Origin of the sequence: Mesorhizobium silamurunense (assembly GCF_014843905.1) — a bacterium.
Lineage (GTDB): Bacteria > Pseudomonadota > Alphaproteobacteria > Rhizobiales > Rhizobiaceae > Mesorhizobium > Mesorhizobium silamurunense.
Genome location: NZ_LPVS01000027.1, coordinates 103,604 through 130,513, shown reverse-complemented (window position 1 = coordinate 130,513; position 26,910 = coordinate 103,604). Strand labels below are relative to the sequence as shown.

The window sequence follows — 26,910 nt, the reverse complement described above, 5'->3', positions numbered from 1 at the left end:
AGCAAGCAGCCTCTATCGGTCCACAGGCAGAGCCTTTGACGGGACAGGCAAAAATGCTAGGAGGCGCGCGAAACCAGCGAAATCGGGGCAAGAGAGCGGCATGGACGCAAGGCAGTTGAAGGTCGAGGCCGCGCGCGCGGCCCTTGCCCATGTCAGCAGCGGCATGCGGCTCGGCATCGGCACCGGCACGACCGCCGACGAGTTCGTCCGGCTGCTGGCCGAGAAGGTCGCGACCGGGCTTGCCGTCATCGGCGTGCCTACATCCGAGCGCACCGCGGCACTGTGCCGCGAGCTTGGCGTGCCGCTGTCGACGCTGGAGGAAACGCCCGAGCTCGACCTCACCATCGACGGCGCCGACGAGATCGACCCGGCGCTGACGTTGATCAAGGGCGGCGGCGGGGCGCTCCTGCGCGAAAAGATCGTCGCGGCGGCGTCCCGGCGCATGATCGTGATTGCCGACCAGTCCAAGATGGTCGAGACCCTCGGCCGTTTCCCGCTGCCGATCGAAGTCAACAAGTTCGGCCTGCGCGCCACCGAGATCGCGGTCGGCGCGGCGGCGGTACGCCTCGGCCTTGCCGGCCCGGTGACATTGAGGATGACGGGAAGCCAGCCTTTTGTTACAGACGGCGGCCACTTTATCCTCGATGCATCTTTTGGCCGCATTCCGGATACAAGAGCGCTTTCGAATGCTCTCTTCGCCATTCCAGGCGTTGTCGAGCACGGTCTATTCATCGGGCTGGCGTCAGCGGCCATCATCGCCGGCGGCGACGGCATCCAAACCGTCCATGCCGCCCGAAAACCAGGGAGTTCTATCGACCATGATGTTGCATAAACGGGTTCGCCGCCTTTCGACGCTTCTGGCGGCCTCAGCCGTCCTTGCGCTGTCCTCGCCGGCGTTTTCTCAGGATATCAGCGAATCGCATCTCAAGGCCGCGAAGGCCGCCGTTGCGGCTATTCACGCCACGGACCCGTTCGACAACATACTGCCGCAGGCGGCGGCCGCGCTCGAGAACCAGCTGATCCAGAAAAACCCCGACATGCAGGAGCTGATCGGCAAGACCGTTACCGAGAAGGCGATCGGCCTCGCTTCGCGGCGCGCCGACCTCGAGAAGGAGGCGGCGCTCGCCTACGCCAAGGTGTTCTCTGAAAAGGACCTCAACGATATCGCCACCTTCTACAGCTCCGATGCCGGCAAGAAGCTGCTCGACAGCGGCCCGGCGGTCACGCGCGACCTCGTGAAGGCGGCCGACATCTGGCAGAACGGTGTCGCCCGCGATCTCGCACAGCAGGTCGGCGAGACACTCGCCGCCGCCGCCAAGGCCGCGGCGCCGGCCAAGCCTGCGCAGGATGCGACCGCTCCCGCCGACGGCGCCGCTCCGGCCGACAACCAGGCACCTGCCGACAACTCGGCTCCGGCTGACGATTCGCAGAACTGATTGCTTCAGGCGGCTCACTGTCGACTGGACCAGAAGAGCTCGGGTTTCCCGGGCTTTTCTTTTGCCTGCCGGCAGCCTACCTCTGACGCGACCTTTCACTTCGCAGGAGCCCATCCGATGGCCGGTTACGACTATGATCTCTTCGTCATCGGCGGCGGCTCCGGCGGGGTGAGGGCGGCTCGCGTTGCTGCCTCGCTCGGCAAGCGCGTCGCCATCGCCGAGGAATATCGCTATGGCGGCACCTGCGTCATCCGCGGCTGCGTGCCGAAGAAGCTCTATGTTTATGCCTCGCAGTTCCCCGAGCATTTCACTGATGCGGCCGGCTATGGCTGGACGGTGCCGGAGGCAAGCTTCGACTGGTCGACACTGGTTGCCAACAAGGACAAGGAGATCGCCAGACTGGAGGCGATCTACAAGAGGAATGTGGAGGGCGCGGGCGGCGAGACTTTCCATTCGCGCGCGGTGCTCGTGGACCGTCATGCCGTCTATCTGACCGCCGAGGACCGCACCGTCACCGCCGACCAGATCCTGATCGCCACGGGCGGCAGGCCGGCCCCGCATCCCGCGCTTTCCGGCCACGAATATTGCATCTTCTCCAACGAGGCTTTCGATCTCAAGCAACTGCCGAAGGCGATCATGATCGAGGGCGGCGGCTATATCGCCGTCGAATTCGCCAATATTTTCCATGGTTTAGGCGTGGAGACCACGCTGGTCTATCGCGGCCAGGAAATTCTTTCGCGCTTCGACACGGACCTTCGCCGCTCGCTGCACGAGACCATGGAGAAGAAGGGGATCAGGATCCTCTGCCACGCGGTTTCCGAATGGGTGCGCAAGAACCCGGACGGCAGGCTGGACGTGCTGCTGTCCGGCGGCCAGACGCTGACGGTCGACCAGGTCATGCTGGCCATCGGCCGCATCCCGAATACTGAGAACATGGGGCTCGAAGGCGTCGGCGTCGAACTCGGCAAGACCGGCGCGATCGTCGTCGACCAATATTCCCGCACCAATATCGACAACATATGGGCGATCGGCGACGTCACCCACCGCGTGCAACTGACGCCGGTGGCGATTTACGAAGCGATGTGTTTCATCGAGACCGCCTTCAAGGGCAACCCGACGGCGCCCGACCACGACACCATCGCGACGGCCGTGTTCTCGCAGCCGGAGATCGGTACGGTCGGCCTGTCTGAGGATGAGGCGGTCAAGCGCTTCCCGGATATCGAGGTCTATCGTGCTTCCTTCCGTCCGATGCGGCACACGCTGTCCGGCCGCGACGAGAAGATGCTGATGAAGCTGGTGGTCAACGGCGCCTCGCGGAAGGTGCTCGGTGCCCATATTCTGGGGCCTGATGCCGGCGAGATGGCGCAGCTTCTCGGCATTCCGCTGAAGGCGGGGCTGACCAAGGACGATTTCGATCGTACCATGGCCGTCCATCCAACCGCGGCGGAGGAACTGGTCACCATGTACAAGCCGACCTACCGCGTGAAGAACGGCGAGCGCGTCTGAACTGCCGGAGCGAACCATGCCTGCCGCCGGCGCAGAGGCTTACCCGGATGCGGTGCGCGACGCGATCTACGGTTTCTGAATCAGGTGGAGGTCGCCGCCGGCAAGGCCGGCGACGGTGAGGACAGGGTTTTAAAGCAAGGTGCCGCGCAGGATCACCAGCGCCACCGAGAAGTAGATGACCAGCCCGGTGACGTCGACGAGCGTGGCGACGAACGGCGCCGAGGCGCTGGCCGGATCGAAGCCGATGCGCTTCAGCGCGAACGGCAGCATCGAGCCCGACAGCGAGCCGAAGGTGACGATGCCGACCAGCGCCGAACCTACCGTTGCCGCGATCAGTATCCAGTGCGGGCCATAGTCGTAGAAGCCGAAATACTGCCAGAGCGCAATGCGGCAGATGCCGACCATGCCGAGGATCGAGCCGAGCACCAAACCTGTCGGCAACTCGCGCAAGGCGACACGCCACCAGTCGCCAAGGCCGATCTCGCGCAGCGCCAGCGCGCGGATGACCAGCGAGGTCGCTTGTGAGCCGGAATTGCCGCCCGAGCTCATGATCAGCGGGATGAAGAGGGTGAGCACGATCGCCTTCTCCAGCTCGCCTTCATAGCTTTGCATGGCGTTCGCCGTCAGCATTTCGCTGAGGAACAACGCGCAGAGCCAGCCGGCGCGCTTCTGGATCATGGCAAGGAAGCCCATCTTCATATAGGGCTCGTCCAGCGCCTCCATGCCGCCGAAACGATGCACGTCCTCGGTCGTTTCCTCGACCATGGTGTCGATGATGTCGTCGATGGTGACGATGCCGAGGATCTTGCCGTGATCCACAACCGGCACGGCGAGCAGGTCATATTTGGAGATCGTCTGCGCCAACGTTTCGCGATCGGTCAGCGGCGTGACCGTCACCGGCATGCGATCCGGCGCCACCGACAGTATCGAATCCTCCGGCTCGCCGGTGATCAGCCTGCGCAAGCCCGTCGCCCGCAGCAGGAGCTGCGTCTGCGGGTCGGTGATGTAGATCGCATAGACGGTCTCGCGGGTGCGCTCGACTTTGCGGATGTAGTCGAGCGTGCGGCCGATGGTCCAGTCCGAAGGCACGCTGACGAACTCCGTCGTCATGATCGAGGCGGCGCTCTCTTCGGGATAGCCGAGAATGGAAAGCAATGTGGCGCGCAGCGGCGGAGCAAGCGCGCCAAGCAGTTCCGAGCGCGCAGGCTCATCCAGCTCGCGCAGGATGTCGGCCGCGCGGTCGACCGACATGGCGGTGAGCAGCCTGCCCGCCTTGGCGCGCGGCAGGGCTTCGGCGAGCTCCGGGGCGCTTTCGAGCTCCGGCTGGTCGAAGATCTCGACCAGCCGCTCGAACGGCACCGCGCAGAGCAGCTCGATCGCCGTCTCGCGAGGTTCGTGGTTGAGGGCTTCGACGACGTCGGCGACGTGATCGTTGGCAAGAACACGGGCGACGGCGACGGCTTCGTCGTCCAATACGGGTGCGAATTCGTTCATGGCTCACTCCTTGCCGTCCGGCAGGACGCGAGCCGTCAGGTCACGTCAAGGCGGACGGCGGTTGCGTTCGACTGTGACTGTCGCCAGGCATGGCGGGTTGACCTTTCTGCTCGCGGGGTTCGCGTTTTGAAATCTGCGAGCGGGCGCAACATAGGAGCGCATGTTGCCGAGTCAATCGCGGAGAGCGCGAAAAATGGATGAAGGGACGCCGGATCGCGAGACTGTGATCGACAGCAACCGTCGCCACACCGCGGCGGCCGGTCAAAGGCTTGGTATGACTGCTATTTCTGCTTCAGCCGGCGGAAGCGCAGCCATTTGTCCTCGGTCGGCCGCGGCGGCTGGGCGAGGATGGTGGTGAGCTCGCGTGGCAGTGTGGGGACCAGCGGCTTCTTGGTCGCGACGCCGTCGGTGATCGCGACGACACTGTGGTAGAATTCCTCACCGGAGAGCGACCGCGGCGGCACGGCTTCGTGCATCACGCTGATGACCGTGACATCGGGGCAATTGGCCTTGATCGCCTCGTGGAAGGCGATCTTGCCTTCGGGGTCGAGCGCGCCTGTCGCTTCGTCGAGGAACAGCAGCCCAGGCTGCTGCAGGATGATGCGGGCGACCACCAGCTTCTGCTTCTGGCCGCCGGACAGGACCTGATCCCAGATCTTGCCCTCGCGGCTCTCATCGGTCAGGTGGCCGATGAATTCGCCGAGGCCCGCCTTGTGCAGCGCCGCCGCCACCTGCATGTCGCTGTGATCGTTTTCCGAGCCCGGCAGGCAGACGAGCTGCTTCAGCGAGACCTGCTGCAGCTTGACCTCCTGGGCGGCGTAGAAGCTCGTCACCCCTTCCGGGAACACGATGGTGCCGCGGCCATAGGGCCACAGGCCATTGATCGCCTTGATAAGCGAGGTCTTGCCGCAACCGGACTCGCCTTTGAGGAATGTCCATTCGCCGCGACGGAAGCGCAGGTTGGCGGCGCTGAGGAAGGGCGTTGCGTCTTCGCCCTGATGCGCCAGCTCGAGCTTCTGGATGGTGAGGCCGAAGACAGGGTTTTGGCTGCCATAGGCGAAGTCGGAGCGGCCGGTTTGGCGATAGAACTCCTGCGGCTGCTGGACGTTCTCGATGGCGTTGGCGAGTTCGGTCACGCGCTGGCTGTTGGCCCGAAGCGTGGCGATCGCCGGCATCACGTGGATGAACCATGAGCACTGGCTGATCAGCTGCGCGACCATTTCGGAGCCGGTGATGTAGCCTTTGTAGTCCAGGCGGTTATGGATGAACGATACGAGACCCGGTCCGTAGGCAACAATACGAGCGCCGATGAAATTGTAGATCAGCTCGAACGAGGTGTAGCTGGTGTTGACGACATTGAGCCGACCCCATGTTTTGTCGATATCGACATAAAGCCTGTCGTGCATCGACTTTTGCACGCCTTCGCCATGCGAGGCGGCGACGTGGAAGCTGCGGCGCAGGAATGTAGTCAGTTCGCTGCGGTAGCTGCCCTCTGCCTGCTGCATGCGGACGTTGAGCCGCTCAAGCAGCCGCCCCAACTTGACCGCGATCCAGGTGTTCAGCGGCACGTATGTGGCGACGGCAAGGAAAGCCAGCACCGCAGTGCCGTAGCTGCCGAGAAACTCCAGCCCTTTGACCTCCACCGAGGCTCCGATGAGATTCTCGCCGACGAAATAGAGCGAGGTCGCGACACCCAGCACGCCCATGGCGAGGCCGATTGCGCCGCCGGTCATGTCCTTGATCGATTCCTGGATGCGCTGGTCGATGTTATCAGGAGCGACGATGCCGCCGGCCGCCGAACCATGCTGGGCATGGAAATGCGTGTGATTGCCGTCGAGCAGGGCTTGGTTGAATTGGCTGTTCAGCCAGCCTCGCCATTTACGGTGCAAGGTCGTTGAAACGAGATTGCGTACGCCGGTGAAACCGGCATCTTTCAGCACAACCAGCAGCACCAGTATGCCGGCATTGGTCAGAATTGTCTGCAACGGGTGGGTGTTGGCGGCATCATGGAGGAAGGCGATCGAATTGCCGAGCTCGCCCAACGCCATGGCAAACCACACGCCGGCCTTGCTGGAGAGCGCTGTTAGCAGCGCGATCACGAGGGTGAGGGTCCAAGCTTCCTTCCACCGGTCGGAGAACCAGTAGGCTCGCATCAGCCCCCAGAAAGTGCGCATCGACGATACCGGCGTCAGGGGCGAGGGCTTTGCCGCCTCGCTGAATGTTTGCTCCGGTACTGTACGTCGCGGTCTACCGACCCGAATCACGATCCCGCCCAAACCTTTCTTGTTTTGTTACACATGGTAACACCAATTGATCATTTTCCATTAATTTTCTGCCCCCGAATGTGAACAGGGTTACCCGTAGTGGCATGAGGGCAACAGAAGTACATTGCCGGCTAATAGCTATCGGAAACAGATTCGTGTTTTATTCCAGTTGCTTAGCGATATGAATTTCGCCCTGGATCAGCTTTCCCTAAGGGAAGCTCAAAACACGGTTTTGTGAAGAAAATGGAGCGGCAATCAGCCCGATTCACGAGAGTCGGTGACCGAAATACCTGAAAAAGAGCCGCCGTCGATCACCTGCGGCTTGCTTAAAATCATCTTCCACGAGGGCATTGGGGCGCTTGCCTGCGATCGACGGCATTTGACAATTTCATCCGTCAGGATGGAATCTGCGTGGGCGATCAGTCCGCATCGAGGGGGGTCAGGATGTCTGCACGGATCTTTTCAGCCGCGGTGCTCGCGGCCTTCGCCTGGCTGCCGCAGGCACATGCCGGCAATCAGACGATCCCGGCGAGCGCCGAAGGCCAGGTCGAATTCAACACGCCGTCCGGCAATATCGGCTGCATCTACACGCCGAAGGGCGGCACCAGCACCTACCAACCGCAGGACGGCGGACCGGAGCTTTCCTGTTCCCGTGTCGAGCCGAGCTATGTGACCGTGATCCTGGGGCCGAAGGGACAGGCGACACTGATCAAGAACCCCGGCGAGCAGGGCTGCTGCGGCGACGCGACCAAGCTTGGCTACGGCAACAGCTGGAGCAAGGGGTCATTCACTTGCCTGTCGTCGACGAAAGGATTGACCTGCACGAGCAGCAGCGGCCACGGCTTCTTCGTCAGCAAGGCGAAGGTGACGGTAAAGTAGACACAGTGTTTTGACGCAATTCCGGACGGAAAACCGTTTCACACTTTTCCTGGAATTGCTCTAAAGCGCGCGTCGCGATCTTCCAGATTCGCTCCGTGCGCTTTAGGTTTTTGATTTACGCATGTCTTTGTCCCGAAACCGGGTCCCAGTTTCGGGAGACATGCTCAGCCCGCCGTTTCCAGCTCGCCGCGCGCCTTGGCCTGAGCGACCTGGCGGATTGCGTCGGCAAGCGTGTCGGCGTCCTGCGCGCCCATCACGGCATATTTGCCTTCGAGCAGGAAGCAGGGCACGCCGGTGATGCCCATGCGCGAGGCGGTGGCGATCTCGTTGCGCACGGCGTCGACATCGGCGTCGGTCGGCAACAGCGTCTCGACCACCGAAGCGTCCATGCCGGCCTCGCGGGCGGCCTCGGCCAGCACGGCGTGGTCACCAAGATTGGCGCCTTCCTCGAAATTCAGCTGGAAGAGGCGACGCACGAGACGATTCTGCACGTCCTCGCCGGCGGCGCCCGCCCAGCGGATGACGCGGTGCGCGTCCAACGTGTTGGGCGCGACCTTGATGGCGCCGAAGGCGAAATGGATGCCTTCCGCTTCGCCGAGCGGTTCTATGCGCGCATGGATCTGGCGGATGCGCTCCTCGCTGCCGAATTTGCCCAGCATGTATTCACGGCGATCCATGCCGCCTTGCGGAATGGTCGGATCGAGCTGAAACGGCCGCCAGCGCACATGCACGTTGACATCGCCGGCAGCGGCGATCGCCGTATCCAACCGCTTCTGGCCGATGAAGCACCAGGGGCAGACCACATCGGACACCACATCGACGGTGATGGAGTTCTCGGCGCTCATGCTCGTCTCCTTGCTTGATCCGTGTCCGGTGGGGTTTCGTCAGTTGGGCTTTCGCCACCATGCCGGCAGCTGATAGCCGAATATGGGGGTCTTTTGCGGATGTTCCAGGTAGCTCCAGTAAGCAACCCACTGCTGCGTGTTGTATTGCATGGGCACGATGTAGTTGCCGGAGATCAGCAGCCGATCGAGAACGCGCACCGCGGCGACATAGTCTTCCTTGGCGCGGGCATTCAACATCGCGTTGATCGCCGCGTCGACCGCGGGGTCGGCAACGCCCGCCAGGTTGAACGAGCCCTCCTGCCTGGCCGCGACAGATCCCCAGCGCCCGACCTGCTCGCTGCCGGGCGACAGCGAATTGTTGAAGCCGCTTGTGCCGATCAGAACCTCGAAGTCGAACCGCTGCTTGCGCGACTGGATCTGGTCGCCGTCGAGGCTGCGGATGGTGACATCGATGCCGATCTTCTCCAGCGTGCGCTGATAGAGAGCCGCAAGCCGCTCCTCGTCCTGCGATGACGTCATGATTTCGAAGCCGAAGGGATTCCCTTCAGGATCGAGCATCCGGCCGTCCTCTACATGATAGCCGGCGCCTTTCAGCATCTCGAAGGCTGCTCGCAGCACCTTGCGGTCCTGGCCGGAGCCGTCGGTGACCGGCGGCCGCCAGGTGCCGTCCATCACCTCAGCCGGCACGCGGCCGGGGTAGGGGGCAAGCAGGGCCTTTTCGCGGTCGTCGGCCGGATGGCCGAGCGCGGACAGCTCGGAGTTCTGCCAGAAGCTCATGGTGCGGTTGAACTTGCTGGCGAACAGGTTCTTGTTCGCCCACTCGAAGTCGTAGAGCATGCCGAGCGCCCGCCGCACGACCGGATTGGAAAACTTAGGCAGCCTGGTGTTGAACAGGAATCCCGTCACCACGGGAGGAATGCCGGTGTCGAAATATTCCTGCTTCACATCACCCTTGCGGAAGGCCGGGAAGTCGACATCGCGGTCGCGCTTGACCGGATCGGTCTCGTCGTCGAGGGCGCAGATGCCTTTCTTGAACGCTTCCGTCTTGGCGTTGGCGTTGAGGAAATACTCGATGGTGATCTGATCGAAATTGTCGAAGCCGCGCTTCGAGGGGATATCCTTGCCCCAGTAATTGGGATTGCGCTTGAAGACGATGCGCTGCCCGGGCTGCACCTTGTCCACGGTGTAGGGGCCGCTGCCGATCAGCGGCTTCAACGTGGTCTTGTCGAAGGTGTCCTTGTCGAAGGCGTGCTTGGGGATGATCGGCGTCAGCGCGATGATCAGCGGGAATTCGCGATTGGCCTTGTCGTTGAAGGTGAATTTCACGCTGTGGTCGCCGGTCTTCTCCAGCTTGGCGATCATGCTCATGCGATCGCTGAACGGCGGGCGGCCCTTGTCGGTGAAGACATCGTAGGTGAACAGCACATCCTCCGGCGTCACCGGCTGGCCGTCCGACCATTTGGCCTTGGGATTGAGATGGAACTCGATGCTCTTGCGCTCGGGATCCATGTCGGCGCTATCGGCGAGCAGGCCGTAGAGGCTGAACGGCTCGTTGTAATTGCGGTGCATCAACGGCTCGAAGACGAGGTTGCCGTAGACCGTGTCGATCATGCCGCGCGCAGTGGTGCGCAGACTCTTCAGGATGAAGGGGTTGAGATTGTCGAAACTGCCGACGACGCAGTAGGTGACGCTGCCGCCCTTCGGTGCATCGGGATTGACGTAGTCGAAATGTGAATAATCGGCGGGCAACGCCGGCTCGCCCTGCATGGCGATGCCGTGCTTCGGTTCCGACAAAGCCGGAAGCAGCGAGAGGGCCAGAAACGAGGTCGCGGCGATCAGCCGAACGAGAACGCGGTCCATGACCGTCTCCTTGCCGGGCGGCTTGTGATTCGGCACGCACCCTAGAGCATTTCGCCAGCCGATTGAATCGGCGCGCACCGGTGGAAATTGGGTTCAGCCAACTCATTGCCAATCGAGGATCGTCCAGGGAGGAGAAACCAGGAAGAAATCGCGGAAACCGGGCTGGATTCGGCGCCGCTGGCAGTGTAACACGCGCTCCGAAGTCATGCTGTTGCCTCATTTGGGCAACAGGTAGCGGGACCACACGGCACCAAGAAGCCGGTTCCCCGGGATCATTTGAGAGGAAAGTGCACCATATGACGAGCAACGCGTATCGCCTTTCGGTGCTGGCCGCAGGCGTGGTCGGCGTTCTGGGCGCCGGGCTTTTCACCGCCTCCGCGCAGCAGCAGCCGCAGATTCCGCAGGGCTGGTTCAAGGCCTGCACCAAGCAGGAAGACGTCGACATCTGCAACGTCCAGAACATCGTCACCGCCGGCAATGGCCAGCTCGTCACCGGCGTCAGCCTGATCGAGCTCAAGGGCAAGGTGAACCGCAAGGTGTTCCAGGTGACGGTCCCGACCGGCCGCCTCGTGCCTCCCGGCATCGGCCTGCAGATCGATGCCGGCAAGGCGCAGAAACTCGACTACGTGATCTGCTTCCCGGACCGCTGCGTGGCCGAAGTGCCGCTGACCGACCAGCTTGTCGCGTCCTTCAAGAAGGGCCAGCAGATCACGCTCACCTCGGTCAATTTCCAGAACCAGCCGAACCCGATCAAGGTCGCGTTGACCGGCTTCAGCGGCGCCTATGACGGTCCGCCGCTGCAGCAGTCGGACATCGAGGACCGCCAGAAGAAGCTGCAGGACTTCGTCGCCAAGAACAATCAGGACTTCGCCAAGAAGCTCAAGGAAGAGCAGGACAAGGCGAAGACCGCCAACTGATCGCCGGAGCATTTCTCCAACATGCAAAAAGCGGGGCAGGCGCCCCGCTTTTTTGTTGCCGCACGTCCATTCTTTTAATGCTTCGAGTGGCGTTTCGGCTCGTAGCGCCCGTCGGGCAGCTTGTCGAACATCTCGCCGATCTGCGGATGCCGCACCGGCTCGCCGGACCGGTCCTCGAGCAGGTTCTGCTCGGACACGTAGGCGATGTACTCAGTCTCGGAATTCTCTGCTAGGAGGTGATAGAAAGGCTGGTCCTTGCGCGGACGCATCTCCGCGGGAATGGCTTCGTACCATTCCTCGGTGTTGGCGAACTGCGGATCGACGTCGAAGATCACGCCACGGAAGGGAAACAGCCGGTGGCGAACCACTTGTCCGATCGCGAATTTGGCCGTTTTCATCGCACTCACCCTCTACAGCGCCGCCGCTCCTCTCGGACGCGCAAAGGACGCTGTAGCACTTTGCTTTTGCACATGATCCTTTCCGAAAATCGATTCCGATTTTCGGGGTCATGCGCTGTCCGAGGCGCCGTCGGTGGCTTGTGCGCAGGGCGCCTAAGGTCTTGAATTTACACATCACGCAGCCAAAAATCGAGCCCGACTTTCGGCTTGGTTCTTTTGGCGTAGACGTTGTCGCGATTCAATGCCGCAGCGCTGCCTTGCCACCAAGTTACGGATCGGCGCACACAATGGTTTCGCGGCGGAAAGCGCAAGGTCCAAAATGCGTCGCCTTAGCGCGCGGCTTGCTTCCTTAAGCCGCCGGCGAGCGCCCGAAAACCGCCGCCGGGCCGCAGGCCTTCTCGCATGAAGAAGGCGCGCAGCGGCGCGAAGCTGTCCAGCACGTTGAGGCCGGCGCTGCGCGCCAGTTGCGCCGGCAGCATGTCGGATAGCAGCGACATGTTGAGCAGGTTCACCGCGCTGCTGCGCGCCAGGATGTCGGGGCGGCGCCTTGTGTCATAGGCGGCGAGGCTCAGCCTTGACCCGGGATCGTCGCGGTTTTCGCTGGCGATTCCAACCAGATCGTCGATATCCCTGATACCGAGGTTGAGGCCCTGCGCGCCGATCGGCGGGAAAACATGCGCCGCTTCGCCGACCAGCGCCACACGGTTTTGCGCGAAGCGGCCGGGCGAGGCCGCCGACAGCGGGTAGACCTGGCGGCCGGGCTCGACCGAAACGCGACCGAGCATCGACTGCATCTGCTCCTCGACCCGGACGGACAGGGAGGCGTCGTCGAGTGCGGCGAGTTCCTTCGCCGTTTCCGGCTTCACCACCCAGACGAGGCTTGAGCGCTTGCCCGGCAGCGGCACCTGCGTGAACGGCCCGGTCTCGGTGTGGAATTCGGTCGAGATGAAGCCGTGTTCGCTGCGATGGCTGAAATTGAGAACAAGCGCCGACTGGGGGTAGGGCCGCGCGGAGGCTTTGATGCCGGCGGCTTCGCGTGCCGGCGACAGGCGTCCGTCGGCGGCGACCGCCAGCGACGCGGAGACCTCGCTGCCATCTCCCAGTATGGCATGCGCCTGATCGGCCTCGAGCCGCCACGTCCCGACCATCGCCTTTCGCCACTCGATGCCGGCGTGAGCGGCAACGGCCTTGGCTAACGCCGGGATCATGATTTTGTTCGGCAGATTGAGCCCGAACTGCTCCTCGCCGATCTCGCTGGCGCGGAAGGTGACGGTCGGGCTGCGGATCAGCCGGCGCGTCGCGTCGACAATGCGCATCACTTTCAACGGCGCAGCCTGCGATCTGAGCTCGTCCAATACGCCCAGCCGGTCCAGCACCTTGAGGGCAGGGTTCATGAGGGCAGTGGTGCGGCGGTCGCCGCCGGCTGCCTCGGGGCCGGCCAGTATCACGGCAAAGCCTGCCTCGGCGAAGCCGAGCGCCGCGATCAGGCCGGCCGGCCCGCTGCCGGCAACCAATATGCGGGCTTTGTCGTTCTGCTCCACGCCAGGCTTCCACGATGATAGGCGGCCGTCGGCCTCTATGCGATATAGGGCAGATCGGCGGGCTTGATCAACGCGGCGATTCGGCCCATTCGATTGCCATGACCGGCCAGGAGCACGATTTCAGCCATCTCGACCGCGCCGGCCGCGCCACGGCGGGACTCGCGCGCAGCCCACGCCTTGCCGTGATGCTCACCATCGGTGCGGGCATCTTGTTTGCCTGGTTCATTCTCGCTGCAACGGCGATTCGCGGCGCCGAAAGCCGCCTCGCCGGCGGCGCTCCGGGTGATGCGCTGCTCAAAGACCTGCCGCGATTGCCACTGCCGGATTTCCTCGATCGCTTTTTCGCTTTGTGCCTTGCGCCGGCACCGCTTGCCGGTACCGCAAGCGTGCAGGCGTTGGCGCTCGTCCTGATGTGGTTCCTGATGGCGGTCGCGGCGATGCTGCCTTCGGCGGCGCCGATGATCCGCACCTATTGCGAGATTGCGGACACCGCCCGGATCAAGAGCGAGCCCGTCGTCCATCCTCTGGTTCTGGTGGCGGGATACCTTGCGACCTGGCTTACCGCCTCGGCGGCGTTCGCCGCGCTGACGCTCGCGGTCTATGGTCTTGCCGCCTCGGGGCAGGTGCTCGATCCCGTCGTCGGGCTTGCCGGGGCCGCCGCGCTGGCGATTGCCGGCCTCTATCAATTCAGCGGCTTGAAGCAGGCATGCCTGAAGAAATGCCGGAACCCGTTCTCGATCCTGTTCGCCAACTGGAGCGCGAAATCGGGCCGCATCTTTCGCCTGGGGATGGAGCAGGGTGTCTGGTGCCTCGGCTGCTGCTGGGCGCTGATGCTGGTGATGTTCGCCGTCGGCGCGATGAACATCTTCTGGATGGCGCTGATAGGCCTGTTCACCGTGATCGAAAAACAGGCCACCGGCAGGGTGGCCAGCCGGGTTGCCGGTGCGATACTGCTTGTGTGGGCCGCCGCCCTGCTATTAGTTTCGGCGTGAGGGGAGAATTCGATGACGGATCAAAGCTGGGCGATGAAAGGAGAGCTGGTACTCTCCTGCAATTGCACGGTTTTCTGCCCTTGCGTGCTGTCACTCGGCAGCCATCCGCCGACCGAGGGCTATTGCCAGACCTGGGCCGGGTTCCGCATCGATGCCGGCCATTTCGGCGAGGTCGACCTGTCCGGTCTCAATCTCGGCTTGATCATGGAAATCCCCGGCTATATGAGCCGCGGCAATTGGACCGCCGGCCTGTTCATCGACAAGCGCGCCTCGGTCTATGCGGTGAAGGCGCTGACCAAGATCTTCACCGGCAAGGCCGGCGGTACCACGTCGCTGCTGTCGATCCTGGTCGGAAAATTCCTCGGCGTCGAGCAGGTGCCGATCACCTACGAGACCCGTGACAAGACGCGCATTTTCCAGATACCGAAGATCATTGACGGCGCGGTGACACCTATATCTGGCAAAGACCGCGAGAAGGATACGGTGATCACCAATTCCGAATATTGGATCGCGCCGGAAATCATCGTGGCGAAGTCCGACAAGAGCAAGATGCGCGCCTTCGGCCGCAATTGGAATTTCGCCGGCCGCTCGGCCGAAATCTGCAAGCTGGATTGGCGAGGCCCGTGAGCAAGAACACAGCAGCCAGGAAAGCGGCCAAGAAAATCGCGGAGCGGATTCCGCGACCGAAGAAGAAGGTGACATGGCCGCAGGCGCGCGCTTTTTCCGTGCACCTTCTGACTGCGTCCGGCTCGTTCCTCGCTTTCCTATCGCTGGTGGCGGCGAGCGAGGAGCGCTGGACGGCGATGTTCTGGTGGCTGGGGCTTGCGCTCTTCGTCGACGGCATCGACGGCCCGATCGCGAGAAAACTCGAGGTCAAGGAGATCCTGCCGACATGGTCGGGCGAGCTCCTCGACAACATCATCGACTACGTCACCTACGTCCTTATCCCGGCCTTCGCGCTTTATCAGCGCGGCTTCATGGGTGAGAGACTATCGTTCCTGTCGGCGGCAATCATCGTGGTGTCGAGCGCGATTTACTATGCCGACACCGGCATGAAGACGAAGGAGAACTTCTTCAAGGGGTTCCCGGTCGTCTGGAACATGGTGGTGTTCACGCTCTTCGTTATCGAACCGGGCCAATGGGTTTCCTTTGCCGTAGTCGTGGTCGCCGGCATCCTCACTTTCATGCCCATCAACTTCATCCATCCGGTGCGGGTGGTGAGGCTCAGGCCGCTCAATCTCGGCATGACCCTTCTATGGTGTGCCTTCGGCGCGCTTGCGCTGGCACAGGCAGCGCTCGCCAGCTTCTACAACCAGATTGGCGTCCTGGGAGAACAGGTCAGCGATTTCACCAAGATCGGCATCACCTTCACCGGCTTCTATCTCGCCTGCATTGGGGGCATCATGCAGTTGTTCCCCGATCTTGGCGCCAAGAAATCCTGACCCTAGATCTAGCTTCTGTCCCTTCCCGAGAGAATTGAGCGATGTCCAAGGCAGTCCGCATTCACGCCCATGGCGGCCCCGAAGTCCTGACCTATGAGGATGCCGATCCCGGCCAGCCGGGCGCCGGGCAGATCCTGATCAGGCACACGGCGATCGGCCTCAACTTCATCGACGTCTATCACCGCTCGGGTCTCTATCCGCCGCCCGGTGGGTTCCCGCTGATCCCGGGTGGTGAAGCGGCAGGCGTGGTGCTGGCCGTCGGCGCCGAGGTCGACTGGCTGAAGCCCGGCGACCGCGTCGCCTACGCGGTCAATGTCGGCGCCTATTCGGAAGAACGTGTGATCGCCGCCGACCGCGTGGTGAAGGTGCCTGACGGGATCAGCGACGAGCAGGCGGCCGCCATGATGCTGAAAGGCATGACGGCGGAATACCTGCTGCGGCGTACCTATAAGGTGAAGGCCGGCGACACGATCCTCTACCATGCTGCCGCCGGGGGTGTCGGCCTGATCCTTGGCCAATGGGCAAAGCATCTCGGCGCGACGATGATCGGCACGGCGAGCTCCGCCGACAAGATCGAGCTCGCGAAAGCGCATGGTTTCGACCATGTCATAAACTACAAGGAGCAGGATTTCGTCGCCGGCGTCGCCGCCATCACCGGCGGCAAAAAGTGCGACGTCGTCTATGATTCCGTCGGCAACGACACTTTTCCCGCTTCGCTCGATTGCCTGAGGCCGCTCGGCATGTTCGTCAGCTTCGGCCAGTCGTCGGGGCCGATCCCGCCATTCTCGATGTCGCTTCTGGCGCAGAAAGGCTCGCTCTATGCAACCCGGCCGACAATCTTCGTCTACAACGCAAAGCGCGAGGATCTAGTGGCGTCGGCTGAGGCGCTCTTCGATGTGGTGCTGAGCGGCGCCGTCGAGATCAAGATCAATCAGCGCTACGCGCTGAAGGATGCGGCACAAGCGCAGTCCGATCTCGAGGGCCGCAAGACGACGGGTACGTCCATCCTCATCCCCTGAGCCGGCTGCCTTGTTTTTCAGCGCCCTGCCAGGCGCGAAGGCACGGTTTACCCGAAAAGCCAGCCAGTCTTTCCTGCACCCTCAATAGGTATATCTTACCCCTTGAGTTTCCGCTGGAATTCTTGAAGCTCTTTCAAGTTGGGTGCCGCTTTCCGACAGAAGCCGGCCGCGCATACGATACCAGCGGGAACACAGAACATATCCGGGTAACTGGATGGGAGGCACTGTGAGTGCAAATCATGACAGGGCGAACCTGCTCGAGGTTCGTGGCCTTACGAAGATTTTCGGCACGCTGACAGCGTGCGATCATATCGACCTCAACATCGCGAAGGGCGAGATCCACGCGTTGCTCGGCGAAAACGGCGCCGGCAAGTCGACGCTGGTCAAGATGCTGTTCGGATCGCTCGAGCCGAATTCGGGCGAGATATTCTGGGACGGCAAGGCCGTCAATATCACCAGCCCCGGTGTCGCCAAGAGGCTGGGCATCGGCATGGTCTTCCAGCATTTCTCGCTGTTCGAGGCGCTGACGGCGGCCGAGAACATTGCGCTCTCGCTGAACGACGGCTCGCCGATCAGCACCATTGCCGCGAAGGCGCGGGCGCTTTCCTACAGCTACGGCCTGCCGCTCGATCCGGAATCGCTGGTCGGCGATCTTTCCGTCGGCGAGCGCCAGCGCATCGAGATCATCCGCTGCCTCTTACAGACGCCGCAGCTCATCATCCTCGACGAGCCGACCTCGGTGCTGACGCCGCAGGAAGCCGACAAGCTGTTCGAGACGCTGGAGCGGCTGCGCGCGGAAGGCAAGTCGATCCTCTACATCTCGCACCGGCTGGAGGAGGTTAAACGCATCTGCGACCGCGCCACCGTGCTGCGCCACGGCAAGGTGGTCGGCCACTGCAATCCGCGCCAGGAGACGGCCGCATCGCTCGCCCGCATGATGGTCGGCAACGAGGTCAAGGCGGTAGTGCGCGCGCCGGCCGAAGGCATCGAAACCGCGCCGGCGCTACTCGAAATCCGCGGGCTTACCCGCAAGCCGGCGACGCCTTTTGCCATCCCGCTCAAGAACGTCAATCTCAACGTGCGTGCCGGCGAAGTGATCGGCATCGCCGGTGTCGCCGGCAATGGCCAGGGCGAGTTCTTCGAAGCCGTCTCCGGCGAGGTGCTGCAGCAGGATGCCGGGTCCGTGCGCATCCGCGGCAAGGATGCCGGCGCGCTCTCGATCACGGGCCGTCGGCTGATGGGTGCCGCCTTCGTGCCGGAGGAACGCCTCGGCCATGGCGCGGCGCCGCGGATGAAGCTTTCGGAGAACCTGCTTTTGTCGCGCCATGCCACCGACGGCAAGTCCTTCGTCGGCTCCGGCGGCATGGTCAAGAACGCCTCCGTCTACAGCGCCGCCCAGCGCATCATCACGGCCATGGACGTGCGCAAGAGCGCGCCCGATCCGGAGGCCGCGGCACTCTCCGGCGGTAATCTGCAGAAATTCATCGTCGGCCGCGAGCTCGACCGCAAGCCGAGCGTCATGGTCGTCAACCAGCCGACCTGGGGTGTCGATGCCGGTGCCGCCGCCCATATCCGCCAGGCGCTGATCGAGCTTGCCCGCAGCGGGTCGGCGGTTCTCGTCATCAGCCAGGACCTCGACGAATTGTTCGAACTGTCGGACGCGATCGCGGTCATGCACAACGGCGAATTGTCGGCGCCGCTGCCGATCGCCGAAGCCACCTTCGAAAAGATCGGCCTGTTGATGGGCGGCGCCGAGCCCGGCCACGCCGAACACACCATGGAGACGGCATGATGCGCCTCGAACTGGTCAAACGCCCGCAGCGCTCGGCGCTGTTTTCGGTGCTCTCGCCCTTCATCGCCTTCGCCCTGACGATGATTGCCGGCGCGGTTCTGTTCGCATTGCTCGGCGTCAATCCGCTCGAGGCTTTCAACATCTATTTCATTCAGCCGGTCAGCGAAGTCTGGCAACTGCATGAGCTGGCCATCAAGGCTGCGCCGCTCATCCTGATCGCGGTCGGCCTGTCGGTCTGCTACAAGGCTAATATCTGGAACATCGGCGCCGAAGGGCAATTCATCCTGGGCGGCATCTTCGGCTCGATCATCCCGGTGCTGTTCCCCGAATTCGAAGGCCCACTGGTGCTGCCGTTGATGCTCTTGCTCGGCATGGTCGGCGGCGCGCTTTATGCGGCCATCCCGGCGCTGCTCAAGACCCGCTTCAGCACCAACGAGATCCTGACCAGCCTGATGCTGGTCTATGTGGCGCAGCTCTTCCTCGACTGGCTGGTGCGCGGACCGTGGCGCGACCCCCAGGGCCACGGATTCCCGCAGACCATCCAGTTCGGCGACTCGGCCGTCCTGCCGGAGCTGATGCCGGATGCCGGCCGCGCCAATTGGGGCTTCGTCTTCGCGCTCGTCGCGGCGATAGCGATCTGGCTGATGATGAGCCGCATGTTGAAGGGTTTTGAGGTTCGTGTGCTGGGCTCGAGCCCCAGGGCAGGGCGCTTCGCCGGCTTCGGCTTCAACAAGATGGTGTTCTTCACCTTCCTGCTGTCCGGGGCATTGGCTGGTCTTGCCGGCATCTCGGAAGTGTCCGGCGCCATCGGCCAGCTGCAGCCGGTGATCTCGCCCGGCTATGGCTTCACCGCCATCATCGTCGCTTTCCTCGGACGGCTCAATCCGCTGGGCATCGTCGCCGCGGGCCTGGTGCTGGCGCTGACCTATCTCGGCGGCGAGGCGGTGCAGAGCGCGCTCGGCATCTCCGACAAGGTGGCGCGAGTGTTCCAGGGCATGCTTCTGTTCTTCGTGCTCGGCTGCGACACGCTCATTCACTACCGCATTCGTCTGATCGGCTTTGCCGCGCCAAAACTCGAGGCCGCGCCCAAGCTGGAGGAGGCACGCTGATGGACATCACCGTCAACATCCTTTTGACCATCGCCACCGCGGCGACGCCGCTGCTGATCGCGGCGATCGGCGAACTCGTGGTCGAACGCTCCGGCGTGCTCAACCTCGGCGTCGAGGGCATGATGATCATGGGCGCGGTCGGCGGCTTCGGCGCCGGCTATCTCACCGGCTCGCCCTGGATCGGCCTGCTTGCGGCGATCATCGTCGGCGCGTTGTTTTCGCTGCTCTTCGCCGTCATGACGCTGTCCTTGGCCACCAACCAGGTGGCGACTGGCCTGTCGCTGACGCTGCTCGGTCTTGGCCTGTCCGGCATGATCGGCACCAGCTTTGTCGGCCAGCCGGGCGTCAGGTTGCCGAACCTCGACATCCCCGGGTTGAGCTCGATCCCGGTCGTTGGCAGGCTGATCTTCGGCCAGGATCCTCTGTTCTACATCTCGATCGCGCTCACCGCCGCCGTGATGTGGTTCCTGTTCAAGACGCGCACCGGCCTCACGCTCCGCTCGATCGGCGACAGCCACTCTTCGGCGCATGCGCTGGGCATCAAGGTCATCCGCTATCGTTATCTCGCCGTGATCTTCGGCGGCGCCTGCGCCGGCCTTGCCGGCGGACATCTGTCGCTGGTCTACACACCGCAATGGGTCGAGAACATGAGCGCGGGCCGGGGCTGGATCGCGCTGGCGCTGGTGGTCTTCGCTTCCTGGCGTCCGTGGCGGGTGCTTGCCGGCGCCTATATCTTCGGCGCGGTGTGGATCGGTCAGCTTCATGCACAGGCTTTTGGCATTCCCGTGCCTTCGCAGTTTCTTTCTTCGCTCCCCTATCTGGCAACTATCGTGGTTCTCGTTCTAATCTCGCGCAACAAGCGTCTGACGATGATGAACACGCCGGCTTCTTTGGGGCAGCCATTCGTTCCGGATCGTTGACGACAACAAAAAGACGGGAAGCTCCAAGGCTTAACTCAGAGAGGTAACACGATGAAAAAACTGCTTATTGCCCTTATGACCACGGCCGGGGCCCTATCGCTGGCGGCGACCGCCGAAGCGGCAGGCAAGCTGAAGGCCTGCTGGGTCTATACGGGTCCGATCGGGGATTTCGGCTATTCCTACCAGCACGACCAGGGCCGCCTCGAGGTGGAGAAGGCACTCGGCGACAAGGTGGAGACCGCCTATCTCGAGAACGTCTCGGAAGGCCCCGACGCCGACCGCGCCTTCGAGCGCCTGGCGCGAGAGAAGTGCAAGATCATCTTCGGCACCTCGTTCGGCTTCATGGACGCCGAGGTGAAGGTCGCCAAGAAGTTTCCCAAGGTGATGTTCGAGCATGCCACCGGCTACAAGACCGGCGACAATCTCGGCATCTACAATGCGCGTTTCTATGAAGGCCGCTACGTGCTCGGCCAGATCGCGGCCAAGGAATCGAAGAAGGGGCTTGCCGGCTACATCGTGTCCTTCCCGATCCCGGAAGTGGTGATGGGCATCAATTCGTTCATGCTCGGCGCACAGTCGGTCAATCCGGACTTCAAGGTCAAGATCGTATGGGTGAACTCCTGGTTCGATCCGGGCAAGGAAGCCGATGCCGCCAAGGCGCTGTTCGACCAGGGCGCAGACATCATCGTCCAGCACACCGACTCCACCGCCGCGCTGCAGGTCGCCGAGGAGCGCAAGCTGCACGGCTTCGGCCAGTCGTCCGATATGATCAAGTTTGCGCCGAATGCGGCCTTGACCTCTCTGACCGACGAATGGGGTCCGTACTACATCAGCCGCGTTCAGGCGGCGCTCGACGGCACCTGGAAGCCGGACAATGTATGGCTGGGCATCAAGGACGGCGCCGTGAAGCTCGCGCCCTTCACCAACATGCCCGACGACGTCAAGGCGATGGCCGAGGCGACCACGAAGAAGATCGCCGGCGGCTGGAACCCCTTCACCGGTCCGGTGTCCAAGCAGGACGGCTCGCCCTGGCTGAAGGACGGTGAGGTTGCCGACGACGGCACGCTGCTCGGCATGAATTTCTACGTCAAGGGTATTGACGACAAGCTGCCGCGATAAGCGGCAACGAAATTTCGAACCGGAGAGGGCGCCTCGTGGCGCCCTCATTCGTTTTAAGATCGATTGGCAAGATTTCCCCGCCTAGGGCGGAAGCTGAACTGGCTTTTTGCCAGTCGGTTAAAGATCGTTGCACGATCTTGCGTGCCAAGTATTTAAGATAAATCTCGCTCTATCTTTTTCAGAATTTCAGATTCTCATGGGATCTTGGCAATATCTGTGACCGGTTCCGTGACCACTTTCACATACGTCAGTGACTTCCACTTCCATGGTGATCATGCAAATCAGACGAAATCAGCTGGCGTGACAAGCGCCCGCAGAAAGGGGTCTTATGCAATTGAATAAAAAACTTCTGGCGATCATCGGGAAGCGCTTTCCCGCCATCTTCGATGTCATCCCGCGCGGACCGCAGGGTGGGCTTGCGCGGGTCGCACTCAATCCACAGCCGCTCCCGCCGCATGAACTGGGCGCAGCGGTTGCTGACGAATTTGTCCGCCATGCTTGGGTGGCTGAGCGAGGCGGGCTCGATATGAAGGCGCTTTTGAGCGACCTCGATGACTGGTGCCCCACGCGGCCGAAGATACCGAAGCTTCCCCCGTGGTGGGGACCGTTTCCGGAGCCGGAGCTGCGCCCTGAATGGTTCGTAGACTACCATTTGGGATTTGCCGCACGGCTGTCGGCGGTCACAACGGGCACGCGCCTCGATGAGACCTTCGATCAGGTGATCGACCGTTCCCTGGCCGCAATCGAGGCGGTGAAGCTCTGACGAGACGCCGCTGAAGCCGAGGGGCCGTCAAGAGCCTAAGGGCGCCGCAGGGCGCCCTACTTCATCGGAGACGTCTACTTTCGCGCGGGGTATCAGACCGCCGAGCCGTAAAGATCATAAGCGTCGGCCCGGTCGATCTTGACCGTGACGATGTCGCCGGCCCGAAGCGGCCGCCGCGACTGGATGTGCACGGAGCCATCGATCTCGGGCGCGTCATATTTGGTTCGGCCCTTGGCCAAAGTTCCGTGCGCCTCGTCGATGAGCACGGGCAGGCGCTTGCCGACCTTCTTGGCAAGCTGCGTTGCGGAAATCTTCTGCTGACGTTGCATGAAGCGATGCCAGCGCGCCTCCTTGATCTCCTGCGGCACTTGCTCGAGGCCGAGGTCGTTGGAACGCGCGCCCTTGACCGGTTCGTATTTGAAGCAGCCGGCGCGATCGATTTTCGCTTCGTCCAGCCAGTCGAGCAGCATCTGGAAGTCGTCTTCGGTTTCGCCGGGGAAGCCGACGATGAAGGTCGAGCGGATGGCGAGATCCGGGCAGACCTCGCGCCAGCCGCGGATGCGCTCCAGGGTCTTTTCGCCATGAGCGGGACGGCGCATGTTCGTCAACACTTGCGGCGAGGCATGCTGGAAGGGGATGTCGAGATAGGGGAGGATTTTTCCCTCCGCCATCAGCGGAATGACGTCGGCGACATGCGGGTAGGGGTACACATAATGCATGCGTATCCAGATGCCGAGCTTGCCGAGTTCCTCAGCGAGGTCGAGGAATTTTGCGCGCACCTCGCGATCGCCGAATAGGCTCGTCTGGTATTTGATGTCGATGCCGTAGGCGCTGGTGTCCTGCGAGATGACGAGGATCTCCTTGACGCCGGCCTTGGCGAGCTTTTCGGCCTCGCGCAAAACGTCGGCCGCCGGCCGCGAAACGAGGTCGCCGCGCAGCGCCGGGATGATGCAGAAGGTGCAGCGGTTGTTGCAGCCTTCCGAAATCTTCAGATAGGCGTAGTGGCGCGGCGTGAGCTTCACGCCTTGCGGCGGCAGGAGATCGACATAGGGGTCGTGACTAGGGGGAGCCGCCTCATGCACGGCCGCCATCACGCTCTCATAGGCCTGAGGGCCGGTGATCGCCAACACATTGGGGTGCTTCTCGCGAATGACCTCCGGCTCGGCGCCGAGGCAGCCGGTGACGATGACACGGCCGTTTTCCGAAAGGGCGGAGCCGATCGCGTTGAGCGACTCGTCGCGCGCGGAATCGAGGAAGCCGCAGGTGTTGACGACGACGAGGTCCGCGCCGTCATGCTTGCGGGCAATCTCGTAACCTTCGGCACGCAGCCGCGTAATGATGCGCTCGGAATCGACGAGCGCCTTCGGGCATCCAAGGCTGACGAAACTGACACGAGGGGCAGACATAAGGTTTTCCAGGCTTTTCGGGATCGGCGGCGCAATATCACACTAATTGCGGCATTGGTATGGGCTGGTCCTTGCTGCGGCAAAACGCAATGCGAAGGGCCAGATCGCAGGCCGGCCGAAGTCCGCGTCGGGGGGCGGTGTCAGCTCACCGCGTTGTTGACGTGCGGCCAGACCTCCATCGCACCGCGATAGACCATGTCGAGCGCGACGTAGAGGATGATCGCCAGGCCGACATAGGCAATCCAGCGGTAACGGTGCAGCAGCCGGGCAATGAAACTCGCGGCAAGCCCCATCAAGCCGATCGACAATACGAGCCCGATGACCAGCACCCAGAAATGATCCCGCGCCGCACCTGCGACGGCCAGCACGTTGTCCAGCGACATCGACACGTCGGCGACGACGATCTGCAACGCGGCCTGGCCAAGCGTCTTGCGCGGCGCCTTGCCGGCGACCATCTTGTCGTCATTGAGGTCCGCATTGGACAGCGCCTCCGTCGCCTCCTGCTCGTCGGCAGCGGAGGTGCGCAACTCGCGATACATTTTCCAGCACACCCACAACAGCAGGATGCCGCCGGCAAGCAGCAGACCGACGATTGCAAGCAGCTTGACCGTAACCGCCGCAAACAGGATGCGCAGCACCGTGGCCGCCAGCACACCAATCAAGATTGCCTTCTTGCGCTGCTCGGAAGGCAGACCGGCAGCCGCCAGCCCGATGACGATGGCATTGTCGCCCGCGAGCACCAGGTCGATCGCGATGACCTGAAGAAGAGCGGTCAGGCTTGCGGCGCTGAAAATATCCATCGTCTGGAAGCCCTTTTGCTGTTCGTCGAGTGCCGATCTTCGAAAGTTCTGACGCCCTAACGTGTATGGTTCGCGCGCGTCAAGAGAACAGCCGGAACGAGCCGTCGCAAGGCATCTTGTTCCAGCGAAAATCTATTGGACTTTTTGCAAGCGAAGGCTGGCGCGGGGGCCGCTAATCGAGGGCAATCCGTCAGTCGTAAAGATTGTATTTTGCCCAGTCGGTTTCCGGGATCTCGTCGCCGATCTTGTAGCGGAACTGAAGCACCTGCATGTGGTCGGGCGCGGTCTGGCACTTGAACTTCAGTCGGTACCACTGACCGTTGCTGCGAAAGGCTGCGCCGGGACTCCTGATCGCATCGGCGCTCATCTGCGGCGTGGCGAAGGCATAGGCCACCACACGGTCGGCCTTGAATTTGTGATCGTCGTGGCTGATCCGGTCGAGCACTTCGGCGTCGCAACGCTGCTCGAGGCGAGTCTGCGGATCGAGTTTCAGCAGGCCGGCGCGAAGCGCGTTGTCCATCGCCTTGGCCGGCCAGGCCAGCGCCAGAGACGCCACAACCATCAGGCAGAGCTTTTTCATGGGCGCGACAAGCAGCATATTTTGTCTGAGAAATCAACCAAACGCACGCGCTTGTGAGGCTGCTGCCGGCTTCGGCAGCACCGGCTCGTGATTCGACTCCGCCGACGGCCGAACGGATCTAAAAAATGCCCGCCGTGACGAAATTCGGCCCGACTGCTTTTGGGGCCGCGTCAGCCGATTCCTCCTGCATCCTGATCCGCCGCCCCGTTGTCTTCGTTTGCTTTATCGGACACTCGATTATCGCCTGGGCCGGCCGGGGGAAGCACCGTCACGTCCATGCGAGCGATTCTAGATGCTGCCCGACCTTGAGCGCCAGGCTCGCTGTCGCCCGTCTCCAAAACCGAGGCTTTCGCGAGATGACCGACGCTGTCAGCACTTTTGCCTGGAAAAGTCGCCTCGGGTGATGCCGGAAGTCCGATGGTACGCTGCACTGCGCCAGCGGTTTGCTGGCTTCCAATGGGAGAGGTCATGGCTGCGCTCCGGTAGATGACCGCCGCCATTTAGCATGGCTGGCTGGTGCCAACCTTGCGGATTTCAGCAATCGCTAATTAAGGCCGAGAGTTGGCACAGCGCTGACCCTGTCGTTGTTTACGCGGTGGCGCACAGTCGCGGTTATGGCAACCTCGTCGCCGATGCCCATCACTGGCTCGCGAAGGCAATAGACTTGCCGACGATGATGCTGGCGGCCTGGAGGAGGAGCCACGCAACGAGGACGTAAGTGATCATGCGGTGCTTCCAAGTTCGGCACGGGTGTTAGGTGAAAGCCCGGCTTGCTTTTGGGGTGGATTGAGGTTCGCAAGCCGGGCCATGCGCCGACTGATGGGCGGGGGGCTGGGGTTATCAGCCGGCGCGACAAAGTGCTTTATTTGCCAGCGGGCCCGCAATCGGCTGAGGTCTTGGCTTCCAAGCGCATTGGTCCGAATAAACGAAGCATATAGCCCCTTATTCCATTAAGGCCATGGAAGGAGATAGACAAAATCTGGTGGGATGCTCGGGTGCTGCGCTGGCGCGGCTGGTAGCGGCTCAGCAACCGCTTGGCCAAATCCGTCACTCGATTGTGATGGAATAAAGCCGAGTTCAATGTTGTTGAACGGATGCGCGGTGGGAACCCCAGAAGGGAGACAACTATGCGGAGTCACATCACAATTGCCGTCTTGCTCTTGATCCTAACAGGTGTCGCCGGGTGCATGACCAGCAGCAATGGAACACAGCATTCCTCGACGCAGACCAGCAACGGGGGCAGCAGTAGCTCCGGCAGTACCGGCGGTACCGGCGGCATGGGTGGCGGCGGCTACTAAGGCGCCATCGGCGAAGAAGCAGATAGAAAGCCAGGCCGGCCATGAACAGGCAGGCGGCCGTGCGGATGAAGTCGCGGCGCAGATAGAACCAGATCGCGTTTGTTAGAAGACTTCCGCAGTGCGGCGGGCGGAGCGGCGTACTTCAAATGCGCGAAGTTCTGGGCGCGTATCCGAAGCTACCGGCAATTCCTCAAGCAATTGGGGCCAAACCTCAGCGCGACCTACGCAATTGGTTCAAGCCGCTAGATCGTTCATTGGTCGTCTGGATTGTGGAAGGTGATGGCGGGAGGCGCCCTCCAGCCCCCCGGCATATCCAGAGACGCAAAGCTTCGCTCGACATCGGCGGTATAGGCGCTGTCATTGGCAAAGTGGTCCCAGAGGACCAGGCCAATAACCAGCGCGATCACGACCAAGGGCCATCGCATAGGAACCTCCCTCAAAGCTCCTCGCGATGCAATTATGTTCCTACCTCGGTCTATTTACAAGCAATTGCTAATGTAATGGCAAACCCGCCGGGCGAGGCCCCCAAC

At 62.4% G+C, this 26,910-nt stretch carries 25 protein-coding genes; 14 read left to right on the top strand and 11 right to left on the bottom strand.

Translation table 11 applies throughout. The features are described from left to right. The first annotated feature begins 100 nt into the window (after positions 1-100). From rpiA to gor, 3 genes are all read left to right on the top strand, one after another. Positions 101-832 carry a ribose-5-phosphate isomerase RpiA gene (gene rpiA / locus AU465_RS06520; protein WP_192245096.1) on the top strand — a complete coding sequence of 244 codons (732 nt, stop codon included), beginning with the start codon at positions 101-103 and terminating at the stop codon, positions 830-832. Next, positions 819-1,436, top strand: coding sequence for a DUF2059 domain-containing protein (locus tag AU465_RS06515; protein WP_192245094.1), 618 nt, complete (start codon positions 819-821; stop codon positions 1,434-1,436). Before rpiA ends, AU465_RS06515 begins: the two co-directional genes overlap by 14 nt. A gap of 117 nt (positions 1,437-1,553) precedes the next feature. Then, positions 1,554-2,942, top strand: coding sequence for a glutathione-disulfide reductase (gor, locus tag AU465_RS06510; RefSeq protein ID WP_192245092.1), 1,389 nt, complete (start codon positions 1,554-1,556; stop codon positions 2,940-2,942). 129 nt (positions 2,943-3,071) lie between these two features. On the opposite strand, the gene mgtE is transcribed toward gor, so the two are convergent. After that, the gene (mgtE, locus tag AU465_RS06505) at positions 3,072-4,436 is read right to left on the bottom strand and encodes a magnesium transporter (protein WP_192245090.1); all 1,365 of its coding nucleotides are present in this window, start codon (positions 4,434-4,436) and stop codon (positions 3,072-3,074) included. A 281-nt stretch (positions 4,437-4,717) separates the two neighbouring features. Continuing rightward, positions 4,718-6,610 carry an ABC transporter ATP-binding protein/permease gene (locus AU465_RS06500; protein WP_192245088.1) on the bottom strand — a complete coding sequence of 631 codons (1,893 nt, stop codon included), beginning with the start codon at positions 6,608-6,610 and terminating at the stop codon, positions 4,718-4,720. Between the two features lie 534 nt (positions 6,611-7,144). Here AU465_RS06500 and AU465_RS06495 point away from each other — a divergent pair. Next, on the top strand, positions 7,145-7,579 hold the full coding sequence (locus AU465_RS06495) for a hypothetical protein (RefSeq protein WP_192245086.1): 435 nt from the start codon (positions 7,145-7,147) through the stop codon (positions 7,577-7,579). 164 nt (positions 7,580-7,743) lie between these two features. On the opposite strand, the gene AU465_RS06490 is transcribed toward AU465_RS06495, so the two are convergent. Both AU465_RS06490 and AU465_RS06485 read right to left on the bottom strand, forming a co-directional pair. Then, positions 7,744-8,424 carry a DsbA family oxidoreductase gene (locus AU465_RS06490; protein ID WP_192245084.1) on the bottom strand — a complete coding sequence of 227 codons (681 nt, stop codon included), beginning with the start codon at positions 8,422-8,424 and terminating at the stop codon, positions 7,744-7,746. A 39-nt stretch (positions 8,425-8,463) separates the two neighbouring features. Further along, positions 8,464-10,284 (bottom strand): extracellular solute-binding protein, encoded by a 1,821-nt coding sequence (locus tag AU465_RS06485; RefSeq protein WP_192245082.1) that lies wholly within the window; start codon positions 10,282-10,284, stop codon positions 8,464-8,466. A gap of 296 nt (positions 10,285-10,580) precedes the next feature. Between AU465_RS06485 and AU465_RS06480 the strand changes: the two genes are divergently transcribed. Then, positions 10,581-11,201: an invasion associated locus B family protein gene (locus AU465_RS06480; protein WP_210325009.1), complete on the top strand. Its 621-nt coding sequence runs from the start codon at positions 10,581-10,583 to the stop codon at positions 11,199-11,201. Positions 11,202-11,275: 74 nt separating this feature from the next. Here AU465_RS06480 and hspQ read toward each other — a convergent pair whose 3' ends face one another. Continuing rightward, positions 11,276-11,599: a heat shock protein HspQ gene (gene hspQ, locus AU465_RS06475; protein WP_168247349.1), complete on the bottom strand. Its 324-nt coding sequence runs from the start codon at positions 11,597-11,599 to the stop codon at positions 11,276-11,278. A gap of 329 nt (positions 11,600-11,928) precedes the next feature. Beyond that, positions 11,929-13,140: a UbiH/UbiF family hydroxylase gene (locus AU465_RS06470; protein ID WP_192245080.1), complete on the bottom strand. Its 1,212-nt coding sequence runs from the start codon at positions 13,138-13,140 to the stop codon at positions 11,929-11,931. 98 nt (positions 13,141-13,238) lie between these two features. Here AU465_RS06470 and AU465_RS06465 point away from each other — a divergent pair, with 98 nt between their 5' ends. From AU465_RS06465 to AU465_RS06425, 9 genes are all read left to right on the top strand, one after another. Continuing rightward, positions 13,239-14,132, top strand: coding sequence for a DUF2182 domain-containing protein (locus tag AU465_RS06465; RefSeq protein ID WP_192245078.1), 894 nt, complete (start codon positions 13,239-13,241; stop codon positions 14,130-14,132). 12 nt (positions 14,133-14,144) lie between these two features. After that, positions 14,145-14,759, top strand: coding sequence for a DUF1326 domain-containing protein (locus tag AU465_RS06460; protein WP_192245076.1), 615 nt, complete (start codon positions 14,145-14,147; stop codon positions 14,757-14,759). A 47-nt stretch (positions 14,760-14,806) separates the two neighbouring features. Further along, on the top strand, positions 14,807-15,574 hold the full coding sequence (gene pcsA / locus AU465_RS06455; RefSeq protein WP_192245291.1) for a phosphatidylcholine synthase: 768 nt from the start codon (positions 14,807-14,809) through the stop codon (positions 15,572-15,574). A gap of 41 nt (positions 15,575-15,615) precedes the next feature. Continuing rightward, positions 15,616-16,593, top strand: coding sequence for a quinone oxidoreductase family protein (locus AU465_RS06450; protein WP_192245074.1), 978 nt, complete (start codon positions 15,616-15,618; stop codon positions 16,591-16,593). A gap of 214 nt (positions 16,594-16,807) precedes the next feature. After that, complete coding sequence (locus AU465_RS06445) at positions 16,808-18,385, top strand: ABC transporter ATP-binding protein (protein WP_192245072.1); 1,578 nt, start codon at positions 16,808-16,810, stop codon at positions 18,383-18,385. Beyond that, entirely contained in the window at positions 18,382-19,494 is a 1,113-nt protein-coding gene (locus AU465_RS06440) for an ABC transporter permease (protein WP_192245070.1), read from the top strand. Before AU465_RS06445 ends, AU465_RS06440 begins: the two co-directional genes overlap by 4 nt. Further along, positions 19,494-20,414: an ABC transporter permease gene (locus AU465_RS06435; RefSeq protein WP_192245068.1), complete on the top strand. Its 921-nt coding sequence runs from the start codon at positions 19,494-19,496 to the stop codon at positions 20,412-20,414. The genes AU465_RS06440 and AU465_RS06435 overlap by 1 nt, the downstream gene beginning before the upstream one ends. A gap of 51 nt (positions 20,415-20,465) precedes the next feature. Beyond that, positions 20,466-21,533 (top strand): BMP family ABC transporter substrate-binding protein, encoded by a 1,068-nt coding sequence (locus AU465_RS06430; protein WP_192245064.1) that lies wholly within the window; start codon positions 20,466-20,468, stop codon positions 21,531-21,533. A gap of 328 nt (positions 21,534-21,861) precedes the next feature. Then, positions 21,862-22,296 carry a hypothetical protein gene (locus tag AU465_RS06425; protein WP_192245062.1) on the top strand — a complete coding sequence of 145 codons (435 nt, stop codon included), beginning with the start codon at positions 21,862-21,864 and terminating at the stop codon, positions 22,294-22,296. A gap of 92 nt (positions 22,297-22,388) precedes the next feature. Here the strand turns inward: AU465_RS06425 and rimO are convergent, their stop codons facing one another. The 5 genes from rimO to AU465_RS06400 all read right to left on the bottom strand — a co-directional run bounded on the left by rimO (position 22,389) and on the right by AU465_RS06400 (position 26,793). Next, positions 22,389-23,702, bottom strand: a complete 1,314-nt coding sequence (gene rimO / locus AU465_RS06420) for a 30S ribosomal protein S12 methylthiotransferase RimO (RefSeq protein ID WP_192245060.1) — start codon at positions 23,700-23,702, stop codon at positions 22,389-22,391. A 140-nt stretch (positions 23,703-23,842) separates the two neighbouring features. Then, positions 23,843-24,502 carry a TerC family protein gene (locus AU465_RS06415; protein WP_192245057.1) on the bottom strand — a complete coding sequence of 220 codons (660 nt, stop codon included), beginning with the start codon at positions 24,500-24,502 and terminating at the stop codon, positions 23,843-23,845. 190 nt (positions 24,503-24,692) lie between these two features. Then, a complete protein-coding gene (locus tag AU465_RS06410; protein WP_192245054.1) occupies positions 24,693-25,100 on the bottom strand; it encodes a DUF930 domain-containing protein in 408 nt (135 codons plus the stop codon). A gap of 152 nt (positions 25,101-25,252) precedes the next feature. Then, on the bottom strand, positions 25,253-25,552 hold the full coding sequence (locus AU465_RS06405; RefSeq protein WP_192245309.1) for a hypothetical protein: 300 nt from the start codon (positions 25,550-25,552) through the stop codon (positions 25,253-25,255). Between the two features lie 1,079 nt (positions 25,553-26,631). Further along, entirely contained in the window at positions 26,632-26,793 is a 162-nt protein-coding gene (locus tag AU465_RS06400) for a hypothetical protein (RefSeq protein WP_192245052.1), read from the bottom strand. Positions 26,794-26,910: the final 117 nt, after the last annotated feature.